Source organism: Pseudomonas sp. MT3, assembly GCF_054720805.1.
In genome coordinates this window covers 201087-224057 of the sequence record NZ_JBTVPY010000004.1, presented here as the reverse complement: position 1 = coordinate 224057, position 22971 = coordinate 201087, and the positions used below count along the sequence as shown (strand labels likewise).

Here is a 22971-nt window from a genome sequence, read left to right as displayed (position 1 = left end):
GCAGGAGCCCCCATGCGAGTCCTGTTCATGTGCACGGCCAACAGTTGTCGCAGCATCCTTTCCGAAGCGCTGTTCAATCACCTGGCGCCGGAAGGCTTCGAGGCGGTGAGCGCCGGCAGCTTTCCCAGGGGCCAGGTGCTGCCGCGCAGCCTCGACACCTTGCAGCACGCCGGAATCTCCATCGAAGGCCTGAGCAGCAAAGGCAACGACGCCTTCGAAGACAACCCGCCGGACATCGTCATCACTGTCTGCGACAAGGCCGCTGGCGAAGCCTGCCCGGCGTACTTCGGCCCGGCCCTGAAGGCCCACTGGGGGCTGGAAGACCCATCCGAGGCGGTTGGCGACGAGGCCTCTATCGATGCTGCCTTCCGCGCCACGCTGGCCCACATCGATCTGCGCTGCCGCGCTTTCTTCGCAGTTCCCTTCGAGCGCCTCGGACGCGACGGGCTCAAGCGTGAGCTGGACCGTATCGGCACGCTCTGAGCGGCCGATGGCTAGCGAGTTCCACGGGAAAACCGGCGTCCGGCCACAACAGCCTAAAACCGCCTGAAACTTCACACAGCGCACGAAGCGAGCCGGGCTATCATGATGGCGGTGCCCATCGGCTTCCGGGCCAGGTGGCCCACAAGGAGACGCTTCGTGAATCGGACTCAGTTGCTCATTGCCTCCTGCCTGTCGGCAACCTCGCTCCTGGCCTTTGCAGACAATGGACGATTCCTGCAGAGCCGCGTCTACGAACTGCGCGAAGACACCTCCCCGCCATCCTGCGTCGAGTGGCCGTCCGGCCTGCCGGACGGCGTCTGGGGCAGCGCCGGAGACTATGGGCAGAAGACCGAGCGGCTCATGGGCAATGGCGACATCCTGGTCGCCTCGGCCATCTACACCGCCACCGGCGAGCGGGTTTCCCATGCGTTCTACAAGAACAGGGAGACCTGCCAGAAAGACCTTTCCCAAAGGCCGGGCTTGCGTCCGGGCAGCACGGCAGCCACCCCCCCGGTGAAAAGCCCCGTGGAAAGCTCGAGCTATGTCGAGCGGCTGCAGCGCGATTTCGGACAGAGAATCTATTTCAGCTCGTCCAAGGCCGAGGCGATGGTCAGGAAGATCAACATCGACTGCAACGCCCCGGATGGCCGCTACCTGCCCCTGTACAACGCGCTGCTGGCGCGGCTGGATGAAGCGAGCACAGCGGACGCCTGGATGGAAACCAGTGTGGTCAACCACGGGAACGGCATCCAGGTTTTCGACAGCGTTCGCCTGAAGAGCGGGAAGGAACTCACGCCCCAGCTGACCCTGGAAATCAACGAATGGGGTGCCGTTGAAACGCATGGGGTCCGGGCCGACGCGCTCTCCAATGCCTGCTTCGGCTCCTATGGCCCGATCTGGAAGCTCTAGGTCCCCGGCGCTCCCCCGGTCAGCGCCGGACGCGGCTGCCATTTTGCCTTGCCGAGTGCGCCTCCGGACGCCCGCAACCATCTCGTAATTCTTTGAATCTACTGGATTTTCCTTACCAGACAGGCCGTTCACCGCCTATGCTTGCCGGCCGGCAAGTTGCCAGGGATCACCCATACTCATTCTGCATCCGTGCCCTGCGGCATACGGGGCAGCGAGTGATGAACGAGCTACAAGGAGGCTGACGAATGCCACATGACGGAAGCCTGCTGCAGGCCACGGTGATTTTCCTGCTGGCGGTGGTCATTCTGGTGCCGCTGGCGCAACGCCTGAAGCTCGGCGCGGTACCGGGCTATCTGCTGGCCGGCATCCTGATCGGCCCTTCGCTGCTCGGCCTGGTCAGCAATCCGCAGAATGTCGGCCGGCTTTCGGAAATGGGCGTGGTGATGCTGCTCTTCATCATCGGCCTGGAGCTCTCGCCGCGTCGACTCTGGATGATGCGCCGCTCGCTGTTCGGCGTCGGTTCCCTCCAGGTAGGGCTGACCGCGGTCGTCCTCGGCCTGCTGGCGTACCTGCTGTTCGGCCAGTCACCGGCCGCCGCCCTGGTGCTGGGAGTGGGCCTGGCGTTGTCGTCCACCGCCTTCGGCCTGCAAGTTCTGGCTGAGCGCAAGGAGCTGGGTAAACCGCACGGTCGCCTGGCCGTGGGCATCCTGCTGTTCCAGGACATCGCCGCCATTCCGCTGATCGCCATCGTACCGCTGCTGGGCGGCGGTGGCAGCGCCACCAGCGAAGGCGTACGGCCCCTGCTGACGGTCGCGCTTGGCATCGGCGTGGTGATCGTCGGCGGTCGTTACTTGCTGCGCCCGGTCTTCACCTGGGCGGTTGGCTCCGGGCTGCGCGAGCTCTCCACCGCCACCGCCCTGCTGGTGGTCCTGGGCACGGCCTGGGTGATGGAGCACGTCGGCGTCTCTATGGCGCTGGGCGCCTTCCTGGCCGGTATGCTGATGGCCGAATCGCAGTTCCGCCACGAACTGGAATCGCAGATCGAACCGCTCAAGGGCCTGCTGCTGGGGCTGTTCTTCGTCGGCGTGGGCATGACCGCCGACCTGCGCCTGCTGTTCGGCGCACCGCTGCTGGTGCTGGGCCTCACTCTGTTGCTGGTGGGCATCAAACTGCCGCTGCTGTATGGCATCGGCCGTCTCTTCGGCGGCCTGAACCGGGCGGAGGCGACCTGCCTGGGCGTGGTGCTGGCGTCCGGCGGCGAGTTCGCCTTCGTGGTGTTCAAGCTGGCGCTGGAGCACCGCCTGCTGGAACAGCGGATGCACGACGTGCTGGTGCTCGCCATCACCCTGTCGATGGCCGTGGTGCCGCTGGTGATGATGGCGCTGGCGCGCCAGTTGCGTGGCGACACGGCGGCCGCCGCCGTACCGGATGGGCCACCGGAGGTGAGTGACGAGCCGAAGGTGGTGATCGCCGGCATGGGTCGCATGGGCCACGTCATCGCCAATCTGCTGCAGGCCCAGGGCGTGCCGGTGGTCGCCCTGGATACCTCGATGGACGCCCTGGGCCGCCAGGGCGAGGAAGGCCGCGTGCCGGTCTTCTATGGCGATCCGACGCGCCCGGAAATCCTCCACGCCGCCAAGGTCGGCCAGGCCGAACTGGTGATCGTCGCCACTGACGATCCGCAGATCAACCTGGGCACGGTGGACGCCCTCGCCCGCCTCTACCCGCAAACGCGGGTGATCGCCAGGGCGCACAACCGCAAGCAGGTGCTGCAGTTGCTCGACCGGGGCGCCAACCCGGTGCGCGAAACTTTCCATTCCAGCCTGGAGATGGGTCGTCGCGCCTTCATCGAACTGGGCGCGAGCGAAGAACAGGCCACGACCTGGGTACGCCGCTACCAGCAGCAGGAAGCGCAATCACTGCTGGAGTTGCATCGCCAAGGCCGCGACGACGAAACGGGCGGCCGATTCGATGATGCCGGCGTTATCGTCGCCGGCGTCACCTCGCCCACCCCGGAGCAACCCTTGGAAAGCGCCACGCGGCGCGATGATCGTCCGACCTGAAGTCGTCGATCCGGAGGAAACCATGCAACCAGGTTTCAAACTCGATAGCGTCCTGTCCCAGGGGCTGCTCGATGTTCTCATCAAGGCGGGACTGGTCGCCACGCTGGCGATCTTCGCCTTTCAGGTGTTCCAGCCGTTCATGGAACTGATGCTCTGGTCGGTGATCCTTGCGGTCACCCTCTACCCCGTGCTGCGCTGGGTCAAGGCGCGCACCGGGTTGAAGGACGGCCACGCGGCGACGCTGATCGTGCTCGTCGTCCTGCTGGTGCTGCTGGCGCCGATCTATCTGCTGGCGACCTCCATCGGCGAGTCCGTCGACAGTCTCGCCGTCGTACTCAAGAGCGGCACCTGGAGCGTGCCGGCGCCTTCGCGGTCGGTGGCCGAGTGGCCGCTGATCGGCCCGCGCCTGTATGACTTCTGGCTGGCGGCATCCACCAGCCTGAGCGACGTGCTGCGCGGCCTGCTGCCAAATCTCAAGGACACCGGGCGCATGCTGCTGGGCGCCGCCGCCAGTGCCGGTGGCGCCTTCGTACTGTTCATCGGCGCGATCATCATCTCCGGCATCATCATGGCCTTCGGTGAAACAGGCACCGTCGCCGCGCAACGCATCGCCATGCGGATTTCCGGCGAGGAGCGCGGCAAGCACATCTCGGCGCTGTGCACGGCCACCATCCGCGCGGTCGCCCTGGGGGTGATCGGCATCGCCTTCATCCAGATGCTGCTGATCGGCCTCGGCTTCGTGGTCAAGGGTGTGCCTGGCGCGGGAATCCTGGCCCTGGTCGTGCTGGTGCTGGGCATCGCCCAGGCGCCGGCGAGCCTGGTCACCCTGCCGGTGATCATCTATGTGCTGAGCGCCGAGGGCTTCAGCGCTGCTACCATCGCGTTCGCCATCTACATCTTCGTCGCCGGCCTGGCCGACAACGTGCTCAAGCCGCTGCTGCTGGGGCGTGGCGTCGACGTGCCAATGCCGGTGGTGCTGATCGGCGCCCTCGGCGGCATGGTGGTCAAGGGCATCATCGGCCTGTTCATCGGTCCGGTGATCCTCGCGGTGACCTACAAGCTGTTCTGGCAGTGGGTCGACCAGCAGGTGCCGAAGATGGACAGCCCTGCCAAGCCGTCCGAATAAGCCAAGGATTGCCATGTCCAAGCGCGTCAGACGCTGCACACTGATATTCACGACCCTGCTGGGCGGCTGCACCCAGGTCGGGCCGGACTTCCAGCCGCCGCAGGATCCGTGGCTGGCCGAATGGAACACGCCGCTGCTGGGCCAGGCGGGACGCAACGCCGCCACCCCGGACCTGCGCCAGTGGTGGACGGTGTTCGCCGACCCGACCCTGGATGCGCTGATCGCCGAAGCCGACGCGCACAACACCGACCTGCGGGTGGCCGGCCTGCGCATCGCCGAGGCACGTGCGCAACTGGCCATCGCCGAAACCGGACGCTACCCGCAGTTGCAGCAGATCCGCGCGGAAAGCCTGTACCTCAAGCAGGACCAGTCCGGCGCGCCGAGCGCCCGCGACTCGGTGTTCTGGCAGTCCAGCGCCGGCTTCGACATCGGCTGGGAGATCGACTTCTGGGGCCGCTTCAGCCGCGCCATCGAGTCCGCCGACGCCGCCTACTTCGCCTCCCAGGCCAACTACGCCGATGCCCTGGTGCTGCTGCGCGCCCAGGTGGCGGACACCTACTTCGGCCTGCGCACCGCCGAGGCGCGCCTGGACATCGCCCGCGAGAACGCCCGGCGCCAGGAGCGCAGCCTGCAGATCACCGAGCGGCTGTTTCGTCACGGCGAGAACGACGAACTGGACTGGCAGCAGGCGCGCACCCAGTACCTGGCGACCCAGGCCACCATTCCCGAGTTCGAGAACCAGGTGAACGCCCTGCGCAACATCCTCTGCGCGCTGCTCGGACGACCACCGGGCGCGATGCCGGAGCTGGCGGCGCACCACGGCCAGTTGCCGACGCCCAATGCCGCGATCCTCCAGGATGTACCGGCCAGCCTGTTGCAGCGCCGCCCGGACATCCGCGCCGCCGAGCAGGCGGTGGCAGCGCAATCGGCGCGGGTGGGCGTCGCCGAGGCCGACCTGTATCCGTCGATCAGCCTGCTCGGCAGCATCGGCTGGAGCTTCGTCTCGGCCAACAACCTGCCCGACAGCTTCAACCTCGCCGCCGGACCGAGCCTGATCTGGAATCCCTTCGACTACGGCCGGCGCAAGAACGCCGTACGCGTGGAAGACGCGCGCCTGCAACAGCTCATCGAGCTGTATCACCAGGACGTGCGCAACGCCGCGCGCGAGGCTGACGACGCCGCCAGCGGACTGCTGCGCTCGCTGCAGAGCGCCGGCATCCGCGAACAGGCCTCGCAGGCGGCACAGCGCTCGCTGGGCCTGGCCAGTTCGCAGTACCGCGAAGGCTTCGCCGACTTCCAGCGCGTGCTCGATGCCCAGCAACTGCTGCTGCAACAGCAGGACGGCTACCTGGTCAGCCGGGGCAACGCGGTCAGCAGCCTGGTGGCACTGTACAAGGCCCTCGGCGGCGGCTGGGACAGCCCGCGCGCACCGATCGATTCCAGCACCCGGCAACGGATGCAACAACGCACCGACTGGGGCGATCTGCTCGACGACCCCGCCCCGGCCTCCGGCACCTCAGGACAAGGAAAGCAGCAATGAGCGATACCCCCGCCACGCCGTCGGCACCGCCCTCGCCCCCCGTACCCGGCAAGTCCGCGCCGGATCGCGGCATGCGCGTGGTATTGCTGCTGATCGTCGTCAGCCTGGTCTGGTACCTGCTCGCCGACCGCTTCACACCCTATACCCAGCAGGCGCGCCTGCAGGCCTACGTGGTGCCGGTGAGCGCCGAGGTGGCCGGACAAGTGAAACGCGTGGCGGTGGGTAACAACCAGGAAGTGCGCAAGGGTGACGTGCTCTTCGAACTGGACCAGGAGCAGTACCGCATCGCCTTGCAGCGCGCCGAAGCGGACCTGGACACGGTGCACCGACAGATCGGCGCCAGCACCGCCGGCATCGACTCCGCCCAGGCCTCGCTGGCCGCCGCCCAGGCCAGCGAGCGCAAGGCGCGGCAGGATGCCGAGCGCCTGCAACGGCTTTACCAGGAGGATCCCGGCACGGTTTCCGTGCGCCGCCTGGAAGGCGCCCAGGCCACCCGCGAACAGGCGGCCAGCCAGGTGGCGGCGGCTCGTGCCGAAGTCGAGCGGGCGCGCGAGCAGCAAGGCGGCCTCGATGAAGACAACGCCCAGCTGCGCAGCGCCACGGCCAACGTCGCCAAGGCCCGCCTGGACCTCGCCCGCACCACGGTGCGCGCCGATTCGGACGGGCTGATCACCGACCTGCGCACCGACGTCGGCCACTACGTCGGTGCCGGCAGCCCGGTGATGACGCTGATCGCCATCCACGACCTGTGGATCAGCGCCGACATGACCGAGAACAACCTCGGCCACCTGAGCAACGGCACGCCGGTACTGGTGGTGCTCGACGCCCTGCCCGGCGAGCTGCTGCGTGGGCGGGTCCGCAGTATCGGTTATGGCGTGAGTGTCGGCCAGAGTACGCCGCCGGGCTCGCTGCCGACGGTGCAGAACAGCCGCGAGTGGCTGCGCTCGGCGCAGCGCTTCCCGGTGATCGTCGAGCTGGATCGCGACCAGCAGGTGAATCCGGCGAGCCTGCGCGTGGGCGGCCAGGCCGAGGTGATGGCGCTGCCCACCGAGGGCAACCCGCTGAACCTGCTGGGTCGCGTGTTCATGTGGCTGATGAGCTGGCTGAGCTATGCCTACTGAGCTCAGACCTATTGAACTGCGCCGCCGGCGCGCCCTGCGCCTGGCCTGGGGCACCGCGCTGTGCCTGGTGGCGAGCTTCGGCATCGGGCTGCCGATCCCCTTCCTCGCGCCGGTGCTCGCCGTCCTCCTGCTGGCGATGCGCGCGCAGGCCCTGCCGCTCAAGGCGGCTCCGGCCCTGGCGGTGCTGGTGCTGCTCAGCTGCGGCAGCGGCCTGCTGCTGATCCCGTTGCTGCGCCATGCCCCGCTCAGCGGCGTGCTGCTGGTGGGCATCGGCCTGTACGGCGTGTTCCGCTATGCGCTGCGTGGCGGCAACGGCCTGCTGGCGAACCTGCTGGTGATCGGCCTGACCATGATCGCCGCCGCCGGCGCCAGCGATTTCACCCTGGCGCTGTCGGTGGTCGAGGCGCTGGCCAAGGGCATGCTGCTGGCCGTTCTTAGCAGCGCCGTGGCCCATGCGCTGTTCCCCGAGCCGGCCAGTGCGCCCGCGCCTCCTGCGCCGCCCAGGCCCAGCGAGGGCGACGTCGGCTGGATCGCCCTGCGCGCCACCCTGATCGTGATGCCGGCGTTCCTTCTCGCGCTGATCGCGCCGGACCGCTTCATGCCGCTGATCATGAAATCGGTGAGCCTTGGCCAGCAGGCCGAGGAAACCCGCGCGCGCCACGCCAGCCGCGAGCTGATCGGTTCCACCCTGCTGGCCGGACTGCTGGCGATCCTGGTCTGGAGCGCGCTGAGCCTGTTCGTCCACCTCTGGATGTTCTTCCTCTGGGTGCTGCTGCTCACCCTCTGGCAAGGGCGCCGCCTGTACGCGGCGGTGGCGACCCGGCAGAGCCCGGCCTTCTGGGTCAGTTGCCTGACCACCATGCTCATCCTGCTCGGCCAGTCGGTACAGGACAGCGCAGCAGGCCAAGACGTCTACCGCGCCTTCGCCGTGCGCCTGACGCTGTTCCTCGCGGTGTCGCTGTACGCCAGCGGCATGCTGGTCTGGATCGACAGCCGCCGCACGCGGACACGCACGGCCTAGGGCTTCCAGTCCACCCCGGAGTCGGCCAGGTAGGCATCCACGGCGGCGCCGAGCGTGGGGTGGAAGGCATTTGCCCCCAAGCCTTCGAACAGTTCGAACTGCTTCATCTTGTCCTTCACCGGGTCCTTCATCTCAGCGAACTGCAATTCGACGCCGCGCCGCTCCAGCACCCTGTCCAGCTCGGCGAGCATGTCGGCGGAGGTGACGTCGATGCTGGTCACCGGGCTCGCCGCGATCACCAGGCGCTGCACCGGCGTGGGTGAGTCATCGAGCGCCGCCAGCACCTGGTTCTGGAATTGCTCGGCGTTGGCGAAGAACAGCGGCGCATCCCAGCGCAGCAGCACCAGGCCGGGGATGCGCCGGGCCTGCGGGTAGCGTGCCACGTCGTGGTAGCCACGGACGCCGTCGACCCGCCCGAGCACGGCGTGGTGCGGACGCCAGCCGTCCCAGAGGAACTCGATCACCGAGATCACCACGGCGATGCAGATGCCCGGAATCGCGCCGAACACCGCCACGCCGACGAAGCAACTGATGGACAGCCAGAACTCCCACTGCTGCAGGCGGTAGATGCGCTTGAGGTCGGCAAATTCGAACAGCCCCAGCGCCGCGGCGATCACCACGGCGGCCAGCGCGCTGTTGGGCAGGTGCTGCATCAGGCTGGGCGCTACCAGCAACAGCAGCGTCACCGCCAGCGCGCCGATGATACCGGTGAGTTGGGTCATCGAGCCGGCCGCCTCGGCCACCGGCGTGCGCGACGAGCTGCTGCTGATGGGAATGCCCTGGAACAGCCCGGAAGCGACGTTCGCCACGCCCAGGCCGAACATCTCCTGGTTCGGGTTCACCGGCGTTTTCAGCCGCGCCGCGTAGGTGCGCGACAACACGCTGGTGTCGGCGAACGACACCAGCGCCACCGCCACGCCGCCGAGCACCACTTCCACCAGATCGATGTCCGTCACCCACGGGAAGGAAAAGGACGGCAACCCCTGGGGCAGCTCACCGAGCACCTTGACGCCCAGGCTGCCGAGATCGAACAGGCTCACCGAGAGCGTCGCCAGGATCACCGCGATGAGAATGCCCGGCAGGCGCTGGTAGGGCTTGAGCAGCAGGATCAGCGCCAGGCTGCCGGCCCCCACCGCGAAGCTCGGCCAGTTGGCGCGGCCATCGAGCAGCGCCTGGCCCAGCGACCCGAGATCGCGCAGCGGCCCCTGGCTGTCGACGGACAGGCCGAACAGCTTGGGCAACTGGCTGATCAGCACCGTCAGCGCAATGCCGTTCATGTAGCCATAGCGGATCGGCTTGGACAGCAGTTCGGTGATGAAGCCCAGGCGCAGCAGCCCGGCGACCATGCAGACCACGCCCGATACCAGCGCCATCAGGCTGGCGATGGCAATGGCGCGCTGCGGATCGCTCGCCGCGTATTGCACGACCACCGCGAGAATCGGCGCGGCCAGCGCCGAGTCCGGGCCGAGCACCAGGATCCGGCTGGGGCCGAACAGCGCATAGGCCAGCAGCGGAATGATGGTCGCGTACAGGCCGTAGATCCCCGGCACGCCGGACGCCTCGGCGTAGGCGATGCCCACCGGCACCAGCATGGTGGTCAGCACCAGCCCGGCCGCAAGGTCCTTCGGCAGCCACGCCGCCTGGTAATGCCGCAGGGTGACGAGCCCCGGCAGCCAGCGCTGCCAGTCGAAACCCGGTCGTTGCTGCTGCGCGGAAGAGCCCGGCTGGGGCGTGTCGGACATATCGGAAGGGCTCCAGGGATCTTGGGAGGCAGTATCGCGAAAAACGCCGTGCAATGCGGGCTTTTTGCCATTCAGCGTAGATCGGCCCCTTCGCGCACGGCCGGCTCGTCGGGCTCATGTTTTTTCGAGAACGAGGGTACCGCCAGTTGCTCCATGCAAGCGTTTCCGAGGCTTCAGGACTACCGCTGCCAAGTGGGCGTTGATCGCCCTGGCGCCCGCGTGACCGGGCGTGTAGGACGTCATATGGCGCATGCAGCGCGGTACGGCAAGGATGCCCGCCCCGTTGCGGCACGCCGCCAGGCAGGGATGGGCGTATAATCCCGCCTCTTCGTTGGAGATGAGCTGGTTGGCGACATGCAGCTCAGTCAGGGCTTGCGGAACCCCTCGCTTCTTTCGACCGCGCTGCTGTTCGGAGGTCTGGCGGGTTGGTGGGTCGGACGGCTGGCCGGCCTGTACGGCGATCAGTGGTTGGCCGAGCCCGAGTACGCATTCGAAGACCTGGCAGCTTTCTGCGGCGCGCTATGCGGGGCGTTGTCCGCCTACACCCGGGACAATGGCGTGGTGCCGAGAATGGCCGGCCTTTTCGTGGGGGCGGTTTTGTCCTGGCGATGATCGGCTATGCCAAGTACTCCACCGACATGCCGCCGTACGACCTTCAACCGACCACCTATCTGCAGGACTTCATCCGGCAGATCCTGGGGCTGTGGCTTTCCCCGATCATCGGTGCCGCGCGAGTGTCGCTGTTCCGGGCGATCCTTCACTAGCCAACCGGTTCTTCACAGTCGGCGGTGTAGGTCGAGCACTCCCTCTCACCGGTGAAGCAGCATGCCCGCGCGACTCAAGCAGTGGGCCCGTTCGATCGAACGGCAAACCATGATCCTGTGGTTCTGCTGGAAGAATCCGGAAACGCCCCTGCCGGTCAAGCTGCTCTGCCTGCTGGTGGTTTCCTATGCGCTGAGCCCCATCGACCTGATACCCGACTTCATTCCGGTCCCGGGGTTGCTGGATGACCTGCTGATCCTGCCGGCATCCATCTGGCCGATCATCCGCCTCATGCCTGCGCAGGTGTACGCGGCGAGCAAAACTCAGGCGGATGATTTCGAGCGCACCCAGGCTCGACGCCCCGGCAGCCCGGTGGCCGTAATCGCCATCGTCACCATCTGGCTACTGCTGGCCGTGCTCTGCTACCGGTGGCTGTGGCGTTAGGTCAAACCTTGCAACGGGGCTCCTGGGTAAAGGTGCGCCGCACATCGACCGACCCCAGGTGCTCCAGCGCCTTGCGGCCTATCAGCACCGGGTAGATCATCCTCTTGCGGTCGCGGAGCGAGAACTCTTCATCGAGCAACTGGTTGCCGATGCAGACCTTCATCGACACGACCGGTCGATGCTCCGCGCCCCCGGCACCGCGGACCTTCACCTTGCGCAGTACGACGCGCTCGAACTGCTGCACCGTCTCGTTCCCGGTGTCGCTGTTCTTCGCAATGACCTTGAATCGCACCCACTTCTTCGCATCCTTCTCGAAGTACTCGATGTCCTTCGCGTCCATCGATGATGTCATGGCGCCAGTATCCAGCTTGGCTTTGACCGGTCACGAAGCGAGAGGCGGGTGAGGCACAGCCGCGCCCCCCAGACCATCCGGGGCCCGCAGGCCCTCGTTCATTGCCTGCAAAAAGACCACGCATGACTGGAATCTGCGGAAAGTGGATAGAACCCAGCCCCGGCTCTCCCCAACACTAGCCGGGCGTCGATCCAACAGGGGTCGACTTCCTTCCAGTGCCTTCCATCTACCCATCAGAGGCTTGCATGAGCACCCCCGCCGATCAGCTGAGTTCCTGGCTGAAGCAACACCAGATCACCGAAGTCGAGTGCGTCGTCAGTGACATGACCGGTATCGCCCGCGGCAAGATTTCCCCGACCAACAAGTTCCTCGGCGAGGGAGGCATGCGTCTCCCCGAGAGTGTGCTGCTGCAGACGGTCACCGGAGACTATGTCGACGACGATATCTACTACGACCTGCTGGACGAAGCAGACATCGACATGGTCTGCCGTCCCGATCCGGACGCGGTGTTCCTGGTGCCCTGGGCCATCGAGCCGACCGCAATGGTGTTCCACGACACCTACGACAAGTACGGCAACCCCGTCGAGCTGTCGCCGCGCAACGTGCTCAAGCGCGTGCTGAAGCTGTACGCGGACAAGGGCTGGAACCCGATCGTCGCGCCGGAAATGGAGTTCTACCTGACCAAGCGCAGCAGCGACCCGGACTTCCCGCTGGAAGCACCCGTGGGCCGCTCGGGCCGTCCGGAAAGCGGCCGGCAGAGCTTCTCCATCGACGCGGCCAACGAGTTCGACCCGCTGTTCGAGGACGTCTACGACTGGTGCGAGGCGCAAGGCCTGGATCTGGACACCCTGATCCACGAGGACGGCCCGGCGCAGATGGAGATCAACTTCCGCCACGGCAATGCCCTGGACCTGGCGGACCAGATCACCGTATTCAAGCGCAGCATGCGCGAGGCGGCGCTGAAGCACGACGTGGCGGCGACCTTCATGGCCAAGCCGATCACCGACGAGCCCGGCAGCGCCATGCACATCCACCAGAGCGTGCTGGACGTGGCGACGGGCAAGAACATCTTCGCCAATGCCGATGGTTCGATGAGCGAACTGTTCCTGCACTACATCGGCGGTCTGCAGAAATACATCCCGAAAGTACTGCCGATGTTCGCGCCGAACGTGAACTCCTTCCGCCGCTTCCTCCCGGACACCTCCGCGCCGGTGAACGTCGAATGGGGCGTGGAAAACCGTACCGTCGGCCTGCGCGTGCCCGCGGCCCCCCCCGAAGCGATGCGCGTGGAAAACCGCCTGCCCGGCGCCGACGCCAACCCCTACCTGGCGCTGGCCGCCAGCCTGCTGTGCGGTTACCTGGGGATGCTGGAGCAGATCGCTCCCAGCGCCCCGGTCGAGGGCCGCGCCTACGAGCGCCGCAACCTGCGCCTGCCGATCACCATCGAAGACGCGCTGGCCCACATGGAAGAGTGCCAGGCGCTGGAACAGCACCTGGGGCGCAAGTTCGTGCAGGGCTATGTCGCGGTGAAACGCGCCGAGCACGAGAACTTCAAGCGTGTGATCAGTTCCTGGGAAAGAGAGTTCCTGCTGCTGAGCGTCTGACGTCCTCGCCCCACTTCATTACAACAAGACCGATAGGAGTCGACATGAGACTGCTGAAGCCCCTTGCGGCCTTCGCTTTTGCGGCGATGACCCAGAGCGCCCTCGCGGAACAGACTGTCAGTATCTACAACTGGACGGACTACATCGCCCCCAACACGCTCGCCGAGTTCCAGAAGACCACCGGGATCAAACCGATCTACGACGTCTTCGATTCCAACGAAACCCTGGAAGGCAAGCTGCTGGCGGGCCGCTCGGGCTACGACGTGGTGGTGCCTTCCAACCACTTCCTCACCCGCCAGGTGCAGGCCGGGGTCTTCCTGGAGCTCGACCGCAGCAAGCTGCCGAACTGGAAGCACCTGGACCCGGCACTGCTCAAGCTGCTCGAACAGAACGATCCGGGCAACCGCCATTCGGTGCCCTACCTGTGGGGCACCAACGGCATCGGCTACAACGTCGAGAAGGTCAAGCAGGTACTGGGCGTCGACAAGATCGACTCCTGGTCGGCGCTGTTCGAGCCGGAAAACCTGAGGAAGCTCAATGCGTGCGGCGTCGCCTTCATGGACTCCGCCGACGAGCTGATTCCCTCGGTGCTCAACTACATGGGCCTGGATCCCAACAGCACCAACCCGGCGGACTACGCGAAAGCCGAGGCCAAGCTGATCGAGCTGCGCCCCTACGTCACCTACTTCCATTCCTCGAAATACATCTCCGACCTCGCCAACGGCAACATCTGCGTGGCTTTCGGCTATTCCGGCGACGTCTTCCAGGCGGCCGCGCGGGCCAAGGAAGCCAATAACGGCATCCAGATCGCCTACAGCATCCCCAAGGAAGGCGCCAACCTCTGGTTCGACCTGATGGCCATTCCTTCGGATGCGAAGAACCCGGATCAGGCCCTGGCGTTCATCAACTACGTGCTGGAGCCCAAGGTGATCGCCGGCGTCAGCGAGTACGTCGGCTACCCCAACGCCAACGCCGACTCCAAGGCCTTCCTCGATGCCCAAACGCTGAACAACCCCGAGGTCTATCCGAGCCAGGCCGTGCTCGACAAGCTGTACATCTCCAACGCTCCGCCGCCGAAGATCATGCGCCTGATGACCCGCAGCTGGAGCAAGATCAAGTTCAACCAATGACTCGAGAGCGTCCCATGATTCATGCCGGCGAACATGCCGCGTCCTATTACGCGGCCACTGCACGCGACAAGCAGCCGTACCCTTCCCTCGAAGGCGAGGTTCACGCAGAGGTCTGCGTCATCGGCGGCGGCCTGACCGGCGTCAACACAGCCCTGGAGCTGGCCCTGCGGGGCCACTCCGTGGTGCTTCTGGAGGGCCGTCGCATCGGCTGGGGAGCCAGCGGCCGCAACGGCGGCCAGTTGATCCGCGGTATCGGCCACGACGTCAGCGGCTTCGCCAGATACGTCGGCGAGGACGGCGTTCGCTATCTGAACCAGGCGGGTTTCGACTCGGTGACGCTGGTGGCGGAGCGCATCCGCAGGTTCGACATCGCCTGCGACCTGCGCTGGGGCTTCTGCGAACTGGCCAATACTCCTGCGCAGTTCGCCGCCATGACGGAGGAACAGCACGAGCTGCAATCGATGGGCTATCCGCATCAGACCAGGCTCGTCGGGGCGGACCGGATTCATGATGTGGTGGCCAGTGACTGCTATGCCGGTGGGCTGATCGACATGGGCTCCGGCCACCTCCATCCACTGGACCTGGTGATGGGGGAAGCGCGGGCCGCCAGCCAACTCGGTGTGCGGATCTTCGAGCAAAGCCCGGTCCAGCGCATCACCCACGGCAGTTCGGTCACGCTCCACTGCGCCAACGGTCGAGTCCGCGCGGACAAGCTGGTGCTTGGATGCAATGCCCACCTGGACGACCTGGAGCCTCGCCTGACAGGCAAGGTCCTGCCGGCGGGCAGCTATGTGATCGTCACCGAACCGCTCCCCGAGCAGGTTGCCGCGAAGCTGATTCCGCAAAACCTGGCCCTGTGCGATCAGAAAGTGGGGTTGGACTACTACCGGCTGACCGCCGACCGCCGCCTGCTGTTCGGCGGCGCCTGCCATTACTCCGGGTTCGATCCGAAGGACATTGGCGCGTACATGCGGCCGAAGATGCTGAAGGTCTTCCCGCAGTTGGCCGATGTGCGCATCGACTACCAGTGGGGTGGCATGATCGGAATCACGGCCAACCGCTTTCCGCAGGTGGGTCGCCTGGCCCAACACCCCAATGTGTACTTTGCACAGGGTTACTCGGGGCATGGGCTCAACGTGACCCACTGGAGCGCCAAGCTCCTGGCAGAAGCGATCTCCGTCGGCCAGAGCCAGGGACTGGATGTCTTCAGCGCGGTTCCGCACCTGACCTTCCCGGGCGGCAAGCTGCTGCGCTCGCCCCTGCTGGCGCTGGGGATGCTCTGGTACCGGATTCGCGAAGCGATCGGCTGAACGAGCCACGCGGAGCATCTCGATGCTCCGCTTGTTTTCTAGCTGGGCAGCATGCTCACCACGCAACGCTCGGCGCCGCGCTTGAGCGTCGCTTTCGGGTACTCGCCGAAGAGCGTCTGGTAGGCCTGCGAGAAGCGGCCCAGATGCCAGAACGACCAACGCATCGCAACCTCGGCCACGTTGACTCCCGCGGCACCGGCGGCGAGCAGATCGCGCCGTGCGGCATTCAGCCGACGATTACGCAGCCAGACCGTGGGAGGCATGCCGGCATACTGGACGAACGACTGCTGCAACTGCCGCACCGAGACACCGGCGATCTCCGCAAGCTCCAGGACGCCAAAGCTATCCTGCGGGCAGTCGTTGACCACCTCTTTCACCCGCTCGACGACCCGCTTGGCGTGACGCTCGGAGCGACGGCGCTGCCCGACCTCAACGGCCTCTTCCAACAGCGAAAAGCAGCCATCGGCAACCTGCTGGGCGAACCCTGGGGCATCCACGTTGACATGCCCCTCTACAGCCCCGGCCAACAGGCTGCTCAAGGACGTTGCAAAAGCACTGCAGTTGGCCGACCGCAGCGGCTGGAGCAGCAGCCCTTCGAAGTCCGCAGCGGACCGTCCCCAGGCGGATGCATCCTTCAGGACCACCGCGACTTCACGGTAATTCTCAGGAGTGACCCAGGCGTTGTGCGTGTGCCCATCCAGCAGGTAGAGGACGCCTTCACTCATGTCGAAGCTGAAAACCAGGGTATCGGCCGGGGCATGAAACTCCTGCTCGACCCGCAGGTTCATACGCTCTTCATAGAGTTGAACAGCCCCTGTTTCCGCATGTACGACTCGACCACAAAAGCGACCGGCTGACATCTGCGTGTACTGCTCCTCCCACCCCGGCAGCACCGCACGCGGCTCATCAACCTCGCGAGCCTCCATCACCTTGATCGCCATCTTCGTACCCGGATATTTATTAAAATTATTGATTATTAGACTAACAACCGGGGCTATCTTCCCGCAAGGCAGATAGCATCCCGCACCACTTAATCCCGACCGTGTTAATGCCCAAACAAAAAGAACAAAACAGCCGTAACTCTTCTGTAGGAGCGAGCTTGCTCGCGAACCCGGCGAGAGCACACCGTCATATTCGATGAAATGACACCCGCGAAGCGCATACCCGAACGCGGTTATTCGCGCCCCCAACCCGGGCCTTGCACCCCGTCGGAACGGACTCCGTCCGCGATTGCCATTGTTCAGTCCGCCCCGCCACTCCAAGTGGGCTTTGACAGGCCGGCAGCGCAACCCAACTTTCCCGCGCGCAAAAGCAAAGCCCCCGACCAGCAGTGCTGATCAGGGGCTTTGGGATAGGAGCTTGACGATGACCTACTCTCACATGGGGAAACCCCACACTACCATCGGCGATGCATCGTTTCACTACTGAGTTCGGGATGGGATCAGGTGGTTCCAACGCTCTATGGTCGTCAAGCAATTCTTTCGGATGCTCGTGGCTTGCGCACACGCTCATCCCGATTCGGGTATGTGACAGGTAATTTGCGGTTCTCACGAACTTTCGGTTCGTTACGTCTTCACCGTACAACACGCAAATTGTTTGGGTGTTATATGGTCAAGCCTCACGGGCAATTAGTATCGGTTAGCTCAACGCCTCACAGCGCTTACACACCCGACCTATCAACGTCGTAGTCTTCGACGGCCCTTCAGGGGACTCAAGGTCCCAGTGAGATCTCATCTTGAGGCTAGTTTCCCGCTTAGATGCTTTCAGCGGTTATCTATTCCGAACATAGCTACCCGGCAATGCCACTGGCGTGACAACCGGAACACCAGAGGTTCGTCCACTCCGGTCCTCTCGTACTAGGAGCAGCCCCTCTCAAATCTCAAACGTCCACGGCAGATAGGGACCGAACTGTCTCACGACGTTCTAAACCCAGCTCGCGTACCACTTTAAATGGCGAACAGCCATACCCTTGGGACCGGCTTCAGCCCCAGGATGTGATGAGCCGACATCGAGGTGCCAAACACCGCCGTCGATATGAACTCTTGGGCGGTATCAGCCTGTTATCCCCGGAGTACCTTTTATCCGTTGAGCGATGGCCCTTCCATACAGAACCACCGGATCACTAAGACCTACTTTCGTACCTGCTCGACGTGTCTGTCTCGCAGTCAAGCGCGCTTTTGCCTTTATACTCTGCGACCGATTTCCGACCGGTCTGAGCGCACCTTCGTACTCCTCCGTTACTCTTTAGGAGGAGACCGCCCCAGTCAAACTGCCCACCATACACTGTCCTCGATCCGGATGACGGACCAGAGTTAGAACCTCAAGCATGCCAGGGTGGTATTTCAAGGATGGCTCCACGCAGACTGGCGTCCACGCTTCAAAGCCTCCCACCTATCCTACACAAGCAGGCTCAAAGTCCAGTGCAAAGCTACAGTAAAGGTTCACGGGGTCTTTCCGTCTAGCCGCGGATACACTGCATCTTCACAGCGATTTCAATTTCACTGAGTCTCGGGTGGAGACAGCGCCGCCATCGTTACGCCATTCGTGCAGGTCGGAACTTACCCGACAAGGAATTTCGCTACCTTAGGACCGTTATAGTTACGGCCGCCGTTTACCGGGGCTTCGATCAAGAGCTTCGCTTTCGCTAACCCCATCAATTAACCTTCCGGCACCGGGCAGGCGTCACACCCTATACGTCCACTTTCGTGTTTGCAGAGTGCTGTGTTTTTAATAAACAGTCGCAGCGGCCTGGTATCTTCGACCGACATGGGCTTACGCAGTAAATGCTTCACCCTCATCGGCGCACCTTCTCCCGAAGTTACGGTGCCATTTTGCCTAGTTCCTTCACCCGAGTTCTCTCAAGCGCCTTGGTATTCTCTACCCAACCACCTGTGTCGGTTTGGGGTACGGTTCCTAGTTACCTGAAGCTTAGAAGCTTTTCCTGGAAGCATGGCATCAACCACTTCGCTCTCTAAAAGAAAGCTCGTCATCAGCTCTCGGCCTTGAACACCCGGATTTGCCTAAGTGTTCGGCCTACCACCTTAAACTTGGACAACCAACGCCAAGCTGGCCTAGCCTTCTCCGTCCCTCCATCGCAGTAACTAGAAGTACAGGAATATTAACCTGTTTCCCATCGACTACGCTCTTCAGCCTCGCCTTAGGGACCGACTAACCCTGCGTCGATTAACGTTGCGCAGGAACCCTTGGTCTTTCGGCGTGGGAGTTTTTCACTCCCATTGTCGTTACTCATGTCAGCATTCGCACTTCTGATACCTCCAGCAAGCTTCTCAACTCACCTTCACAGGCTTACAGAACGCTCCTCTACCGCGCATCTTGCGATGCACCCGTAGCTTCGGTGTATGGTTTGAGCCCCGTTACATCTTCCGCGCAGGCCGACTCGACTAGTGAGCTATTACGCTTTCTTTAAAGGGTGGCTGCTTCTAAGCCAACCTCCTAGCTGTCTAAGCCTTCCCACATCGTTTACCACTTAACCATAACTTTGGGACCTTAGCTGACGGTCTGGGTTGTTTCCCTTTTCACGACGGACGTTAGCACCCGCCGTGTGTCTCCCACGCTGACACTTCCAGGTATTCGGAGTTTGCATCGGTTTGGTAAGTCGGGATGACCCCCTAGCCGAAACAGTGCTCTACCCCCTGGAGTGATACGTGAGGCGCTACCTAAATAGCTTTCGAGGAGAACCAGCTATCTCCGAGCTTGATTAGCCTTTCACTCCGATCCACAAGTCATCCCCTACCTTTTCAACGGGAGTGGGTTCGGTCCTCCAGTCAGTGTTACCTAACCTTCAACCTGCTCATGGATAGATCGCCCGGTTTCGGGTCTATACCCAGCGACTAATTCGCCCTATTAAGACTCGCTTTCGCTACGCCTTCCCTATTCGGTTAAGCTCGCCACTGAATATAAGTCGCTGACCCATTATACAAAAGGTACGCAGTCACCTAACAAGTAGGCTCCCACTGCTTGTACGCATACGGTTTCAGGTTCTATTTCACTCCCCTCTCCGGGGTTCTTTTCGCCTTTCCCTCACGGTACTGGTTCACTATCGGTCAGTCAGTAGTATTTAGCCTTGGAGGATGGTCCCCCCATATTCAGACAAAGTTTCTCGTGCTCCGTCCTACTCGATTTCACTTCAAAGAACCTTTCACATACGGGGCTATCACCCACTATGGCCGCACTTTCCAGAGCGTTCTGTTAGATTCAAAGAAGCTTAAGGGCTAGTCCCCGTTCGCTCGCCACTACTAAGGGAATCTCGGTTGATTTCTTTTCCTCAGGGTACTTAGATGTTTCAGTTCCCCTGGTTCGCCTCTTGCACCTATGGATTCAGTACAAGATACCTAGGTTATCCCAGGTGGGTTTCCCCATTCAGAGATCTCCGGATCAAAGTCTGTTTGCCGACTCCCCGAAGCTTATCGCAGGCTACCACGTCTTTCATCGCCTCTGACTGCCAAGGCATCCACCGTATGCGCTTCTTCACTTGACCATATAACCCCAAGCAATCTGGTTATTGTCTCGAACGTGAAGACGACATTCGCCGAAAATTCGCGCTTGAACTCGCAAATTTTACCTTGACTTGAATAATCACCAGTGAAAGAGATTATTCAGTCTACTTCTATCACATACCCAAATTTTTAAAGAACGGTTCTGGCACAAAGACCAGACAGCAAGGTTCGTTCACCGAACATTCCTGTCTGAGCTTTCGACGATTAATGGTGGAGCCAAGGAGGATCGAACTCCTGACCTCCTGCGTGCAAAGCAGGCGCTCTCCCAGCTGAGCTATGGCCCCATCGGATCAGCAGCACACCACAACAATTGGTGGGTCTGGGCAGATTCGAACTGCCGACCTCACCCTTATCAGGGGTGCGCTCTAACCAACTGAGCTACAGACCCAATCGTTCGGGCTTTGGCAGCTTGTCGACCTCACCCGCTCTCTATCCAAGAGCCGGGGGCGCGCTCAAACCAACCGAGCAGCAAACCTATCGTCTAACCAGTGAATCAAGCAATTCGTGTGGGAGCTTATGAAGAAGCTGAGATCTTCGATTAAGGAGGTGATCCAGCCGCAGGTTCCCCTACGGCTACCTTGTTACGACTTCACCCCAGTCATGAATCACTCCGTGGTAACCGTCCCCCTTGCGGTTAGACTAGCTACTTCTGGAGCAACCCACTCCCATGGTGTGACGGGCGGTGTGTACAAGGCCCGGGAACGTATTCACCGTGACATTCTGATTCACGATTACTAGCGATTCCGACTTCACGCAGTCGAGTTGCAGACTGCGATCCGGACTACGATCGGTTTTCTGGGATTAGCTCCACCTCGCGGCTTGGCAACCCTCTGTACCGACCATTGTAGCACGTGTGTAGCCCTGGCCGTAAGGGCCATGATGACTTGACGTCATCCCCACCTTCCTCCGGTTTGTCACCGGCAGTCTCCTTAGAGTGCCCACCATAACGTGCTGGTAACTAAGGACAAGGGTTGCGCTCGTTACGGGACTTAACCCAACATCTCACGACACGAGCTGACGACAGCCATGCAGCACCTGTGTTCCGATTCCCGAAGGCACTCCCGCATCTCTGCAGGATTCCGGACATGTCAAGGCCAGGTAAGGTTCTTCGCGTTGCTTCGAATTAAACCACATGCTCCACCGCTTGTGCGGGCCCCCGTCAATTCATTTGAGTTTTAACCTTGCGGCCGTACTCCCCAGGCGGTCGACTTATCGCGTTAGCTGCGCCACTAAGATCTCAAGGATCCCAACGGCTAGTCGACATCGTTTACGGCGTGGACTACCAGGGTATCTAATCCTGTTTGCTCCCCACGCTTTCGCACCTCAGTGTCAGTATCAGTCCAGGTGGTCGCCTTCGCCACTGGTGTTCCTTCCTATATCTACGCATTTCACCGCTACACAGGAAATTCCACCACCCTCTACCGTACTCTAGTCAGGCAGTTATGGATGCAGTTCCCAGGTTGAGCCCGGGGATTTCACATCCATCTTACCAAACCACCTACGCGCGCTTTACGCCCAGTAATTCCGATTAACGCTTGCACCCTTCGTATTACCGCGGCTGCTGGCACGAAGTTAGCCGGTGCTTATTCTGTTGGTAACGTCAAAACAGCAAGGTATTAGCTTACTGCCCTTCCTCCCAACTTAAAGTGCTTTACAATCCGAAGACCTTCTTCACACACGCGGCATGGCTGGATCAGGCTTTCGCCCATTGTCCAATATTCCCCACTGCTGCCTCCCGTAGGAGTCTGGACCGTGTCTCAGTTCCAGTGTGACTGATCATCCTCTCAGACCAGTTACGGATCGTCGCCTTGGTAGGCCTTTACCCCACCAACTAGCTAATCCGACCTAGGCTCATCTGATAGCGCAAGGCCCGAAGGTCCCCTGCTTTCTCCCGTAGGACGTATGCGGTATTAGCGTTCCTTTCGAAACGTTGTCCCCCACTACCAGGCAGATTCCTAGGCATTACTCACCCGTCCGCCGCTGAATCCGGGAGCAAGCCCCCTTCATCCGCTCGACTTGCATGTGTTAGGCCTGCCGCCAGCGTTCAATCTGAGCCATGATCAAACTCTTCAGTTCAATACTGCTTGGGTTTTGCGAAAACCCTAAACTTGGCTCAGCAATCGCATGCTCAATTTAATGAGCTAAAACTCTCGAATTCACGAGTGTTACTTGCGTTGCTGATAATCAGTCGATCATCAGTCTTACATCACAAGCACCCACACGAATTGCTTGATTCGACTTGTTAAAGAGCAGTTGGTTAAGGCTTTCGTCTCAACCGAGGCGCGCATTCTACGCTAACCTCTCTTTCCGTCAAGCTTTATTTTTCGAAAATTTCTTTTCTACTCAATCGCTTGTGCTTCTGCGAAGGAAACCTTCGCATCAGCGGGAGGCGCATTCTACAGCGATCAAACTCGCTGTCAAGCACCTCGATGATCTTCTTTCAACCGCTGCCGGAGCGGCGAGCTGAAAGCGGCAAGTGACTCACTTGCCTGATCACCACTCTCAACTAGAACCACTGTAAGTGCTTGATTTTCAAGCTCTTTCAGCGCTTCGCCGCTGGAAGTGGTGCGCATTATAGGGACTTGAAACGACCCGTCAACGACTTTTTGCAGAAAGATGACAAAACCGCTTCGCCCCCTTCCCTTCTCTATATGGAGCGGAAGGAGAAGCCCGCCGGCGAACTGAACCTCACTTGGAAAGCTGGCGAGCCATAGCTTGTGGCCAGGCCCGCAGCTTGCTTACCGTTATCGAAAGGCATTACCCAGCGCTTGTGACGTCAGGCAATGGCACGCACTTCCTGAGCGTGACGCGAGTCGAGGCAACTTTCCGCTCGACGCCAACCTCCCT

General features: G+C 62.4%; 16 protein-coding genes, 2 tRNA genes, 3 rRNA genes and 1 pseudogene. 13 read left to right on the top strand and 9 right to left on the bottom strand.

Annotated elements, in window-relative coordinates:
- Positions 1-12: 12 nt before the first annotated feature.
- From ACYCAX_RS06245 to ACYCAX_RS06215, 7 genes are all read left to right on the top strand, one after another.
- Positions 13-483 (top strand): arsenate reductase ArsC, encoded by a 471-nt coding sequence (locus ACYCAX_RS06245; RefSeq protein ID WP_294975983.1) that lies wholly within the window; start codon positions 13-15, stop codon positions 481-483.
- 156 nt (positions 484-639) lie between these two features.
- On the top strand, positions 640-1392 hold the full coding sequence (locus ACYCAX_RS06240; RefSeq protein WP_294975986.1) for a hypothetical protein: 753 nt from the start codon (positions 640-642) through the stop codon (positions 1390-1392).
- Positions 1393-1637: 245 nt separating this feature from the next.
- A complete protein-coding gene (locus ACYCAX_RS06235; protein WP_460247603.1) occupies positions 1638-3455 on the top strand; it encodes a monovalent cation:proton antiporter-2 (CPA2) family protein in 1818 nt (605 codons plus the stop codon).
- 22 nt (positions 3456-3477) lie between these two features.
- Positions 3478-4581, top strand: a complete 1104-nt coding sequence (locus ACYCAX_RS06230; protein ID WP_294975992.1) for an AI-2E family transporter — start codon at positions 3478-3480, stop codon at positions 4579-4581.
- Positions 4582-4594: 13 nt separating this feature from the next.
- Positions 4595-6121, top strand: coding sequence for an efflux transporter outer membrane subunit (locus ACYCAX_RS06225; RefSeq protein WP_460247602.1), 1527 nt, complete (start codon positions 4595-4597; stop codon positions 6119-6121).
- Positions 6118-7242, top strand: a complete 1125-nt coding sequence (locus ACYCAX_RS06220; RefSeq protein WP_460247601.1) for an HlyD family secretion protein — start codon at positions 6118-6120, stop codon at positions 7240-7242. Before ACYCAX_RS06225 ends, ACYCAX_RS06220 begins: the two co-directional genes overlap by 4 nt.
- Positions 7232-8263, top strand: coding sequence for a DUF2955 domain-containing protein (locus tag ACYCAX_RS06215; RefSeq protein ID WP_460247600.1), 1032 nt, complete (start codon positions 7232-7234; stop codon positions 8261-8263). The genes ACYCAX_RS06220 and ACYCAX_RS06215 overlap by 11 nt, the downstream gene beginning before the upstream one ends.
- Here ACYCAX_RS06215 and ACYCAX_RS06210 read toward each other — a convergent pair.
- Positions 8260-10005, bottom strand: coding sequence for a SulP family inorganic anion transporter (locus ACYCAX_RS06210; RefSeq protein WP_460247599.1), 1746 nt, complete (start codon positions 10003-10005; stop codon positions 8260-8262). The genes ACYCAX_RS06215 and ACYCAX_RS06210 overlap by 4 nt on opposite strands.
- A 354-nt stretch (positions 10006-10359) precedes the next feature.
- Between ACYCAX_RS06210 and ACYCAX_RS06205 the strand changes: the two genes are divergently transcribed.
- The 3 genes from ACYCAX_RS06205 to ACYCAX_RS06195 all read left to right on the top strand — a co-directional run bounded on the left by ACYCAX_RS06205 (position 10360) and on the right by ACYCAX_RS06195 (position 11211).
- Positions 10360-10617 (top strand): hypothetical protein, encoded by a 258-nt coding sequence (locus ACYCAX_RS06205; protein ID WP_460247598.1) that lies wholly within the window; start codon positions 10360-10362, stop codon positions 10615-10617.
- Positions 10614-10769, top strand: coding sequence for a hypothetical protein (locus tag ACYCAX_RS06200; RefSeq protein WP_460247597.1), 156 nt, complete (start codon positions 10614-10616; stop codon positions 10767-10769). Before ACYCAX_RS06205 ends, ACYCAX_RS06200 begins: the two co-directional genes overlap by 4 nt.
- 61 nt (positions 10770-10830) lie before the next feature.
- Positions 10831-11211 carry a YkvA family protein gene (locus ACYCAX_RS06195; RefSeq protein WP_460247596.1) on the top strand — a complete coding sequence of 127 codons (381 nt, stop codon included), beginning with the start codon at positions 10831-10833 and terminating at the stop codon, positions 11209-11211.
- Position 11212: 1 nt separating this feature from the next.
- Here the strand turns inward: ACYCAX_RS06195 and ACYCAX_RS06190 are convergent.
- Positions 11213-11590 (bottom strand): annotated as a pseudogene (locus tag ACYCAX_RS06190) (ATP-dependent zinc protease family protein); the annotation flags it as partial.
- Between the two features lie 218 nt (positions 11591-11808).
- Between ACYCAX_RS06190 and ACYCAX_RS06185 the strand changes: the two are divergent.
- The 3 genes from ACYCAX_RS06185 to ACYCAX_RS06175 are packed head-to-tail and all read left to right on the top strand — an operon-like array spanning position 11809 to position 15607.
- Positions 11809-13167: a glutamine synthetase family protein gene (locus ACYCAX_RS06185; protein ID WP_460247595.1), complete on the top strand. Its 1359-nt coding sequence runs from the start codon at positions 11809-11811 to the stop codon at positions 13165-13167.
- Between the two features lie 44 nt (positions 13168-13211).
- Positions 13212-14297 (top strand): polyamine ABC transporter substrate-binding protein, encoded by a 1086-nt coding sequence (locus ACYCAX_RS06180; protein ID WP_460247594.1) that lies wholly within the window; start codon positions 13212-13214, stop codon positions 14295-14297.
- Between the two features lie 14 nt (positions 14298-14311).
- On the top strand, positions 14312-15607 hold the full coding sequence (locus ACYCAX_RS06175) for an NAD(P)/FAD-dependent oxidoreductase (protein WP_460247593.1): 1296 nt from the start codon (positions 14312-14314) through the stop codon (positions 15605-15607).
- 38 nt (positions 15608-15645) lie between these two features.
- Here the strand turns inward: ACYCAX_RS06175 and ACYCAX_RS06170 are convergent, their stop codons facing one another.
- The 7 genes from ACYCAX_RS06170 to ACYCAX_RS06140 all read right to left on the bottom strand — a co-directional run bounded on the left by ACYCAX_RS06170 (position 15646) and on the right by ACYCAX_RS06140 (position 22697).
- Positions 15646-16548, bottom strand: a complete 903-nt coding sequence (locus ACYCAX_RS06170; RefSeq protein ID WP_460247592.1) for a helix-turn-helix domain-containing protein — start codon at positions 16546-16548, stop codon at positions 15646-15648.
- A gap of 416 nt (positions 16549-16964) precedes the next feature.
- A 5S ribosomal RNA gene (gene rrf, locus ACYCAX_RS06165) occupies positions 16965-17080 on the bottom strand.
- A 134-nt stretch (positions 17081-17214) separates the two neighbouring features.
- Positions 17215-20105 (bottom strand): 23S ribosomal RNA (locus tag ACYCAX_RS06160).
- 227 nt (positions 20106-20332) lie between these two features.
- Positions 20333-20408 (bottom strand) — tRNA-Ala (locus ACYCAX_RS06155).
- Positions 20409-20435: 27 nt separating this feature from the next.
- Positions 20436-20512: transfer RNA gene (locus tag ACYCAX_RS06150), tRNA-Ile, on the bottom strand.
- Between the two features lie 151 nt (positions 20513-20663).
- A 16S ribosomal RNA gene (locus ACYCAX_RS06145) occupies positions 20664-22200 on the bottom strand.
- The 16S, 23S and 5S rRNA genes sit together here with 2 tRNA genes alongside, the layout of an rRNA operon.
- Positions 22201-22541: 341 nt before the next feature.
- On the bottom strand, positions 22542-22697 hold the full coding sequence (locus ACYCAX_RS06140) for a hypothetical protein (protein ID WP_460247591.1): 156 nt from the start codon (positions 22695-22697) through the stop codon (positions 22542-22544).
- Between the last annotated feature and the right edge of the window lie 274 nt (positions 22698-22971).

Coding starts and splice junctions, on each gene's coding strand:
- ACYCAX_RS06140 (WP_460247591.1), bottom strand. CDS start 22,697: ATGCGCACCACTTCCAGCGGCGAAGCGCTGAAAGAGCTTGAAAATCAA.
- ACYCAX_RS06245 (WP_294975983.1), top strand. CDS start 13: ATGCGAGTCCTGTTCATGTGCACGGCCAACAGTTGTCGCAGCATCCTT.
- ACYCAX_RS06170 (WP_460247592.1), bottom strand. CDS start 16,548: ATGGCGATCAAGGTGATGGAGGCTCGCGAGGTTGATGAGCCGCGTGCG.
- ACYCAX_RS06235 (WP_460247603.1), top strand. CDS start 1,638: ATGCCACATGACGGAAGCCTGCTGCAGGCCACGGTGATTTTCCTGCTG.
- ACYCAX_RS06215 (WP_460247600.1), top strand. CDS start 7,232: ATGCCTACTGAGCTCAGACCTATTGAACTGCGCCGCCGGCGCGCCCTG.
- ACYCAX_RS06205 (WP_460247598.1), top strand. CDS start 10,360: ATGCAGCTCAGTCAGGGCTTGCGGAACCCCTCGCTTCTTTCGACCGCG.
- ACYCAX_RS06200 (WP_460247597.1), top strand. CDS start 10,614: ATGATCGGCTATGCCAAGTACTCCACCGACATGCCGCCGTACGACCTT.
- ACYCAX_RS06180 (WP_460247594.1), top strand. CDS start 13,212: ATGAGACTGCTGAAGCCCCTTGCGGCCTTCGCTTTTGCGGCGATGACC.
- ACYCAX_RS06175 (WP_460247593.1), top strand. CDS start 14,312: ATGATTCATGCCGGCGAACATGCCGCGTCCTATTACGCGGCCACTGCA.
- ACYCAX_RS06195 (WP_460247596.1), top strand. CDS start 10,831: ATGCCCGCGCGACTCAAGCAGTGGGCCCGTTCGATCGAACGGCAAACC.
- ACYCAX_RS06220 (WP_460247601.1), top strand. CDS start 6,118: ATGAGCGATACCCCCGCCACGCCGTCGGCACCGCCCTCGCCCCCCGTA.
- ACYCAX_RS06225 (WP_460247602.1), top strand. CDS start 4,595: ATGTCCAAGCGCGTCAGACGCTGCACACTGATATTCACGACCCTGCTG.
- ACYCAX_RS06185 (WP_460247595.1), top strand. CDS start 11,809: ATGAGCACCCCCGCCGATCAGCTGAGTTCCTGGCTGAAGCAACACCAG.
- ACYCAX_RS06230 (WP_294975992.1), top strand. CDS start 3,478: ATGCAACCAGGTTTCAAACTCGATAGCGTCCTGTCCCAGGGGCTGCTC.
- ACYCAX_RS06210 (WP_460247599.1), bottom strand. CDS start 10,005: ATGTCCGACACGCCCCAGCCGGGCTCTTCCGCGCAGCAGCAACGACCG.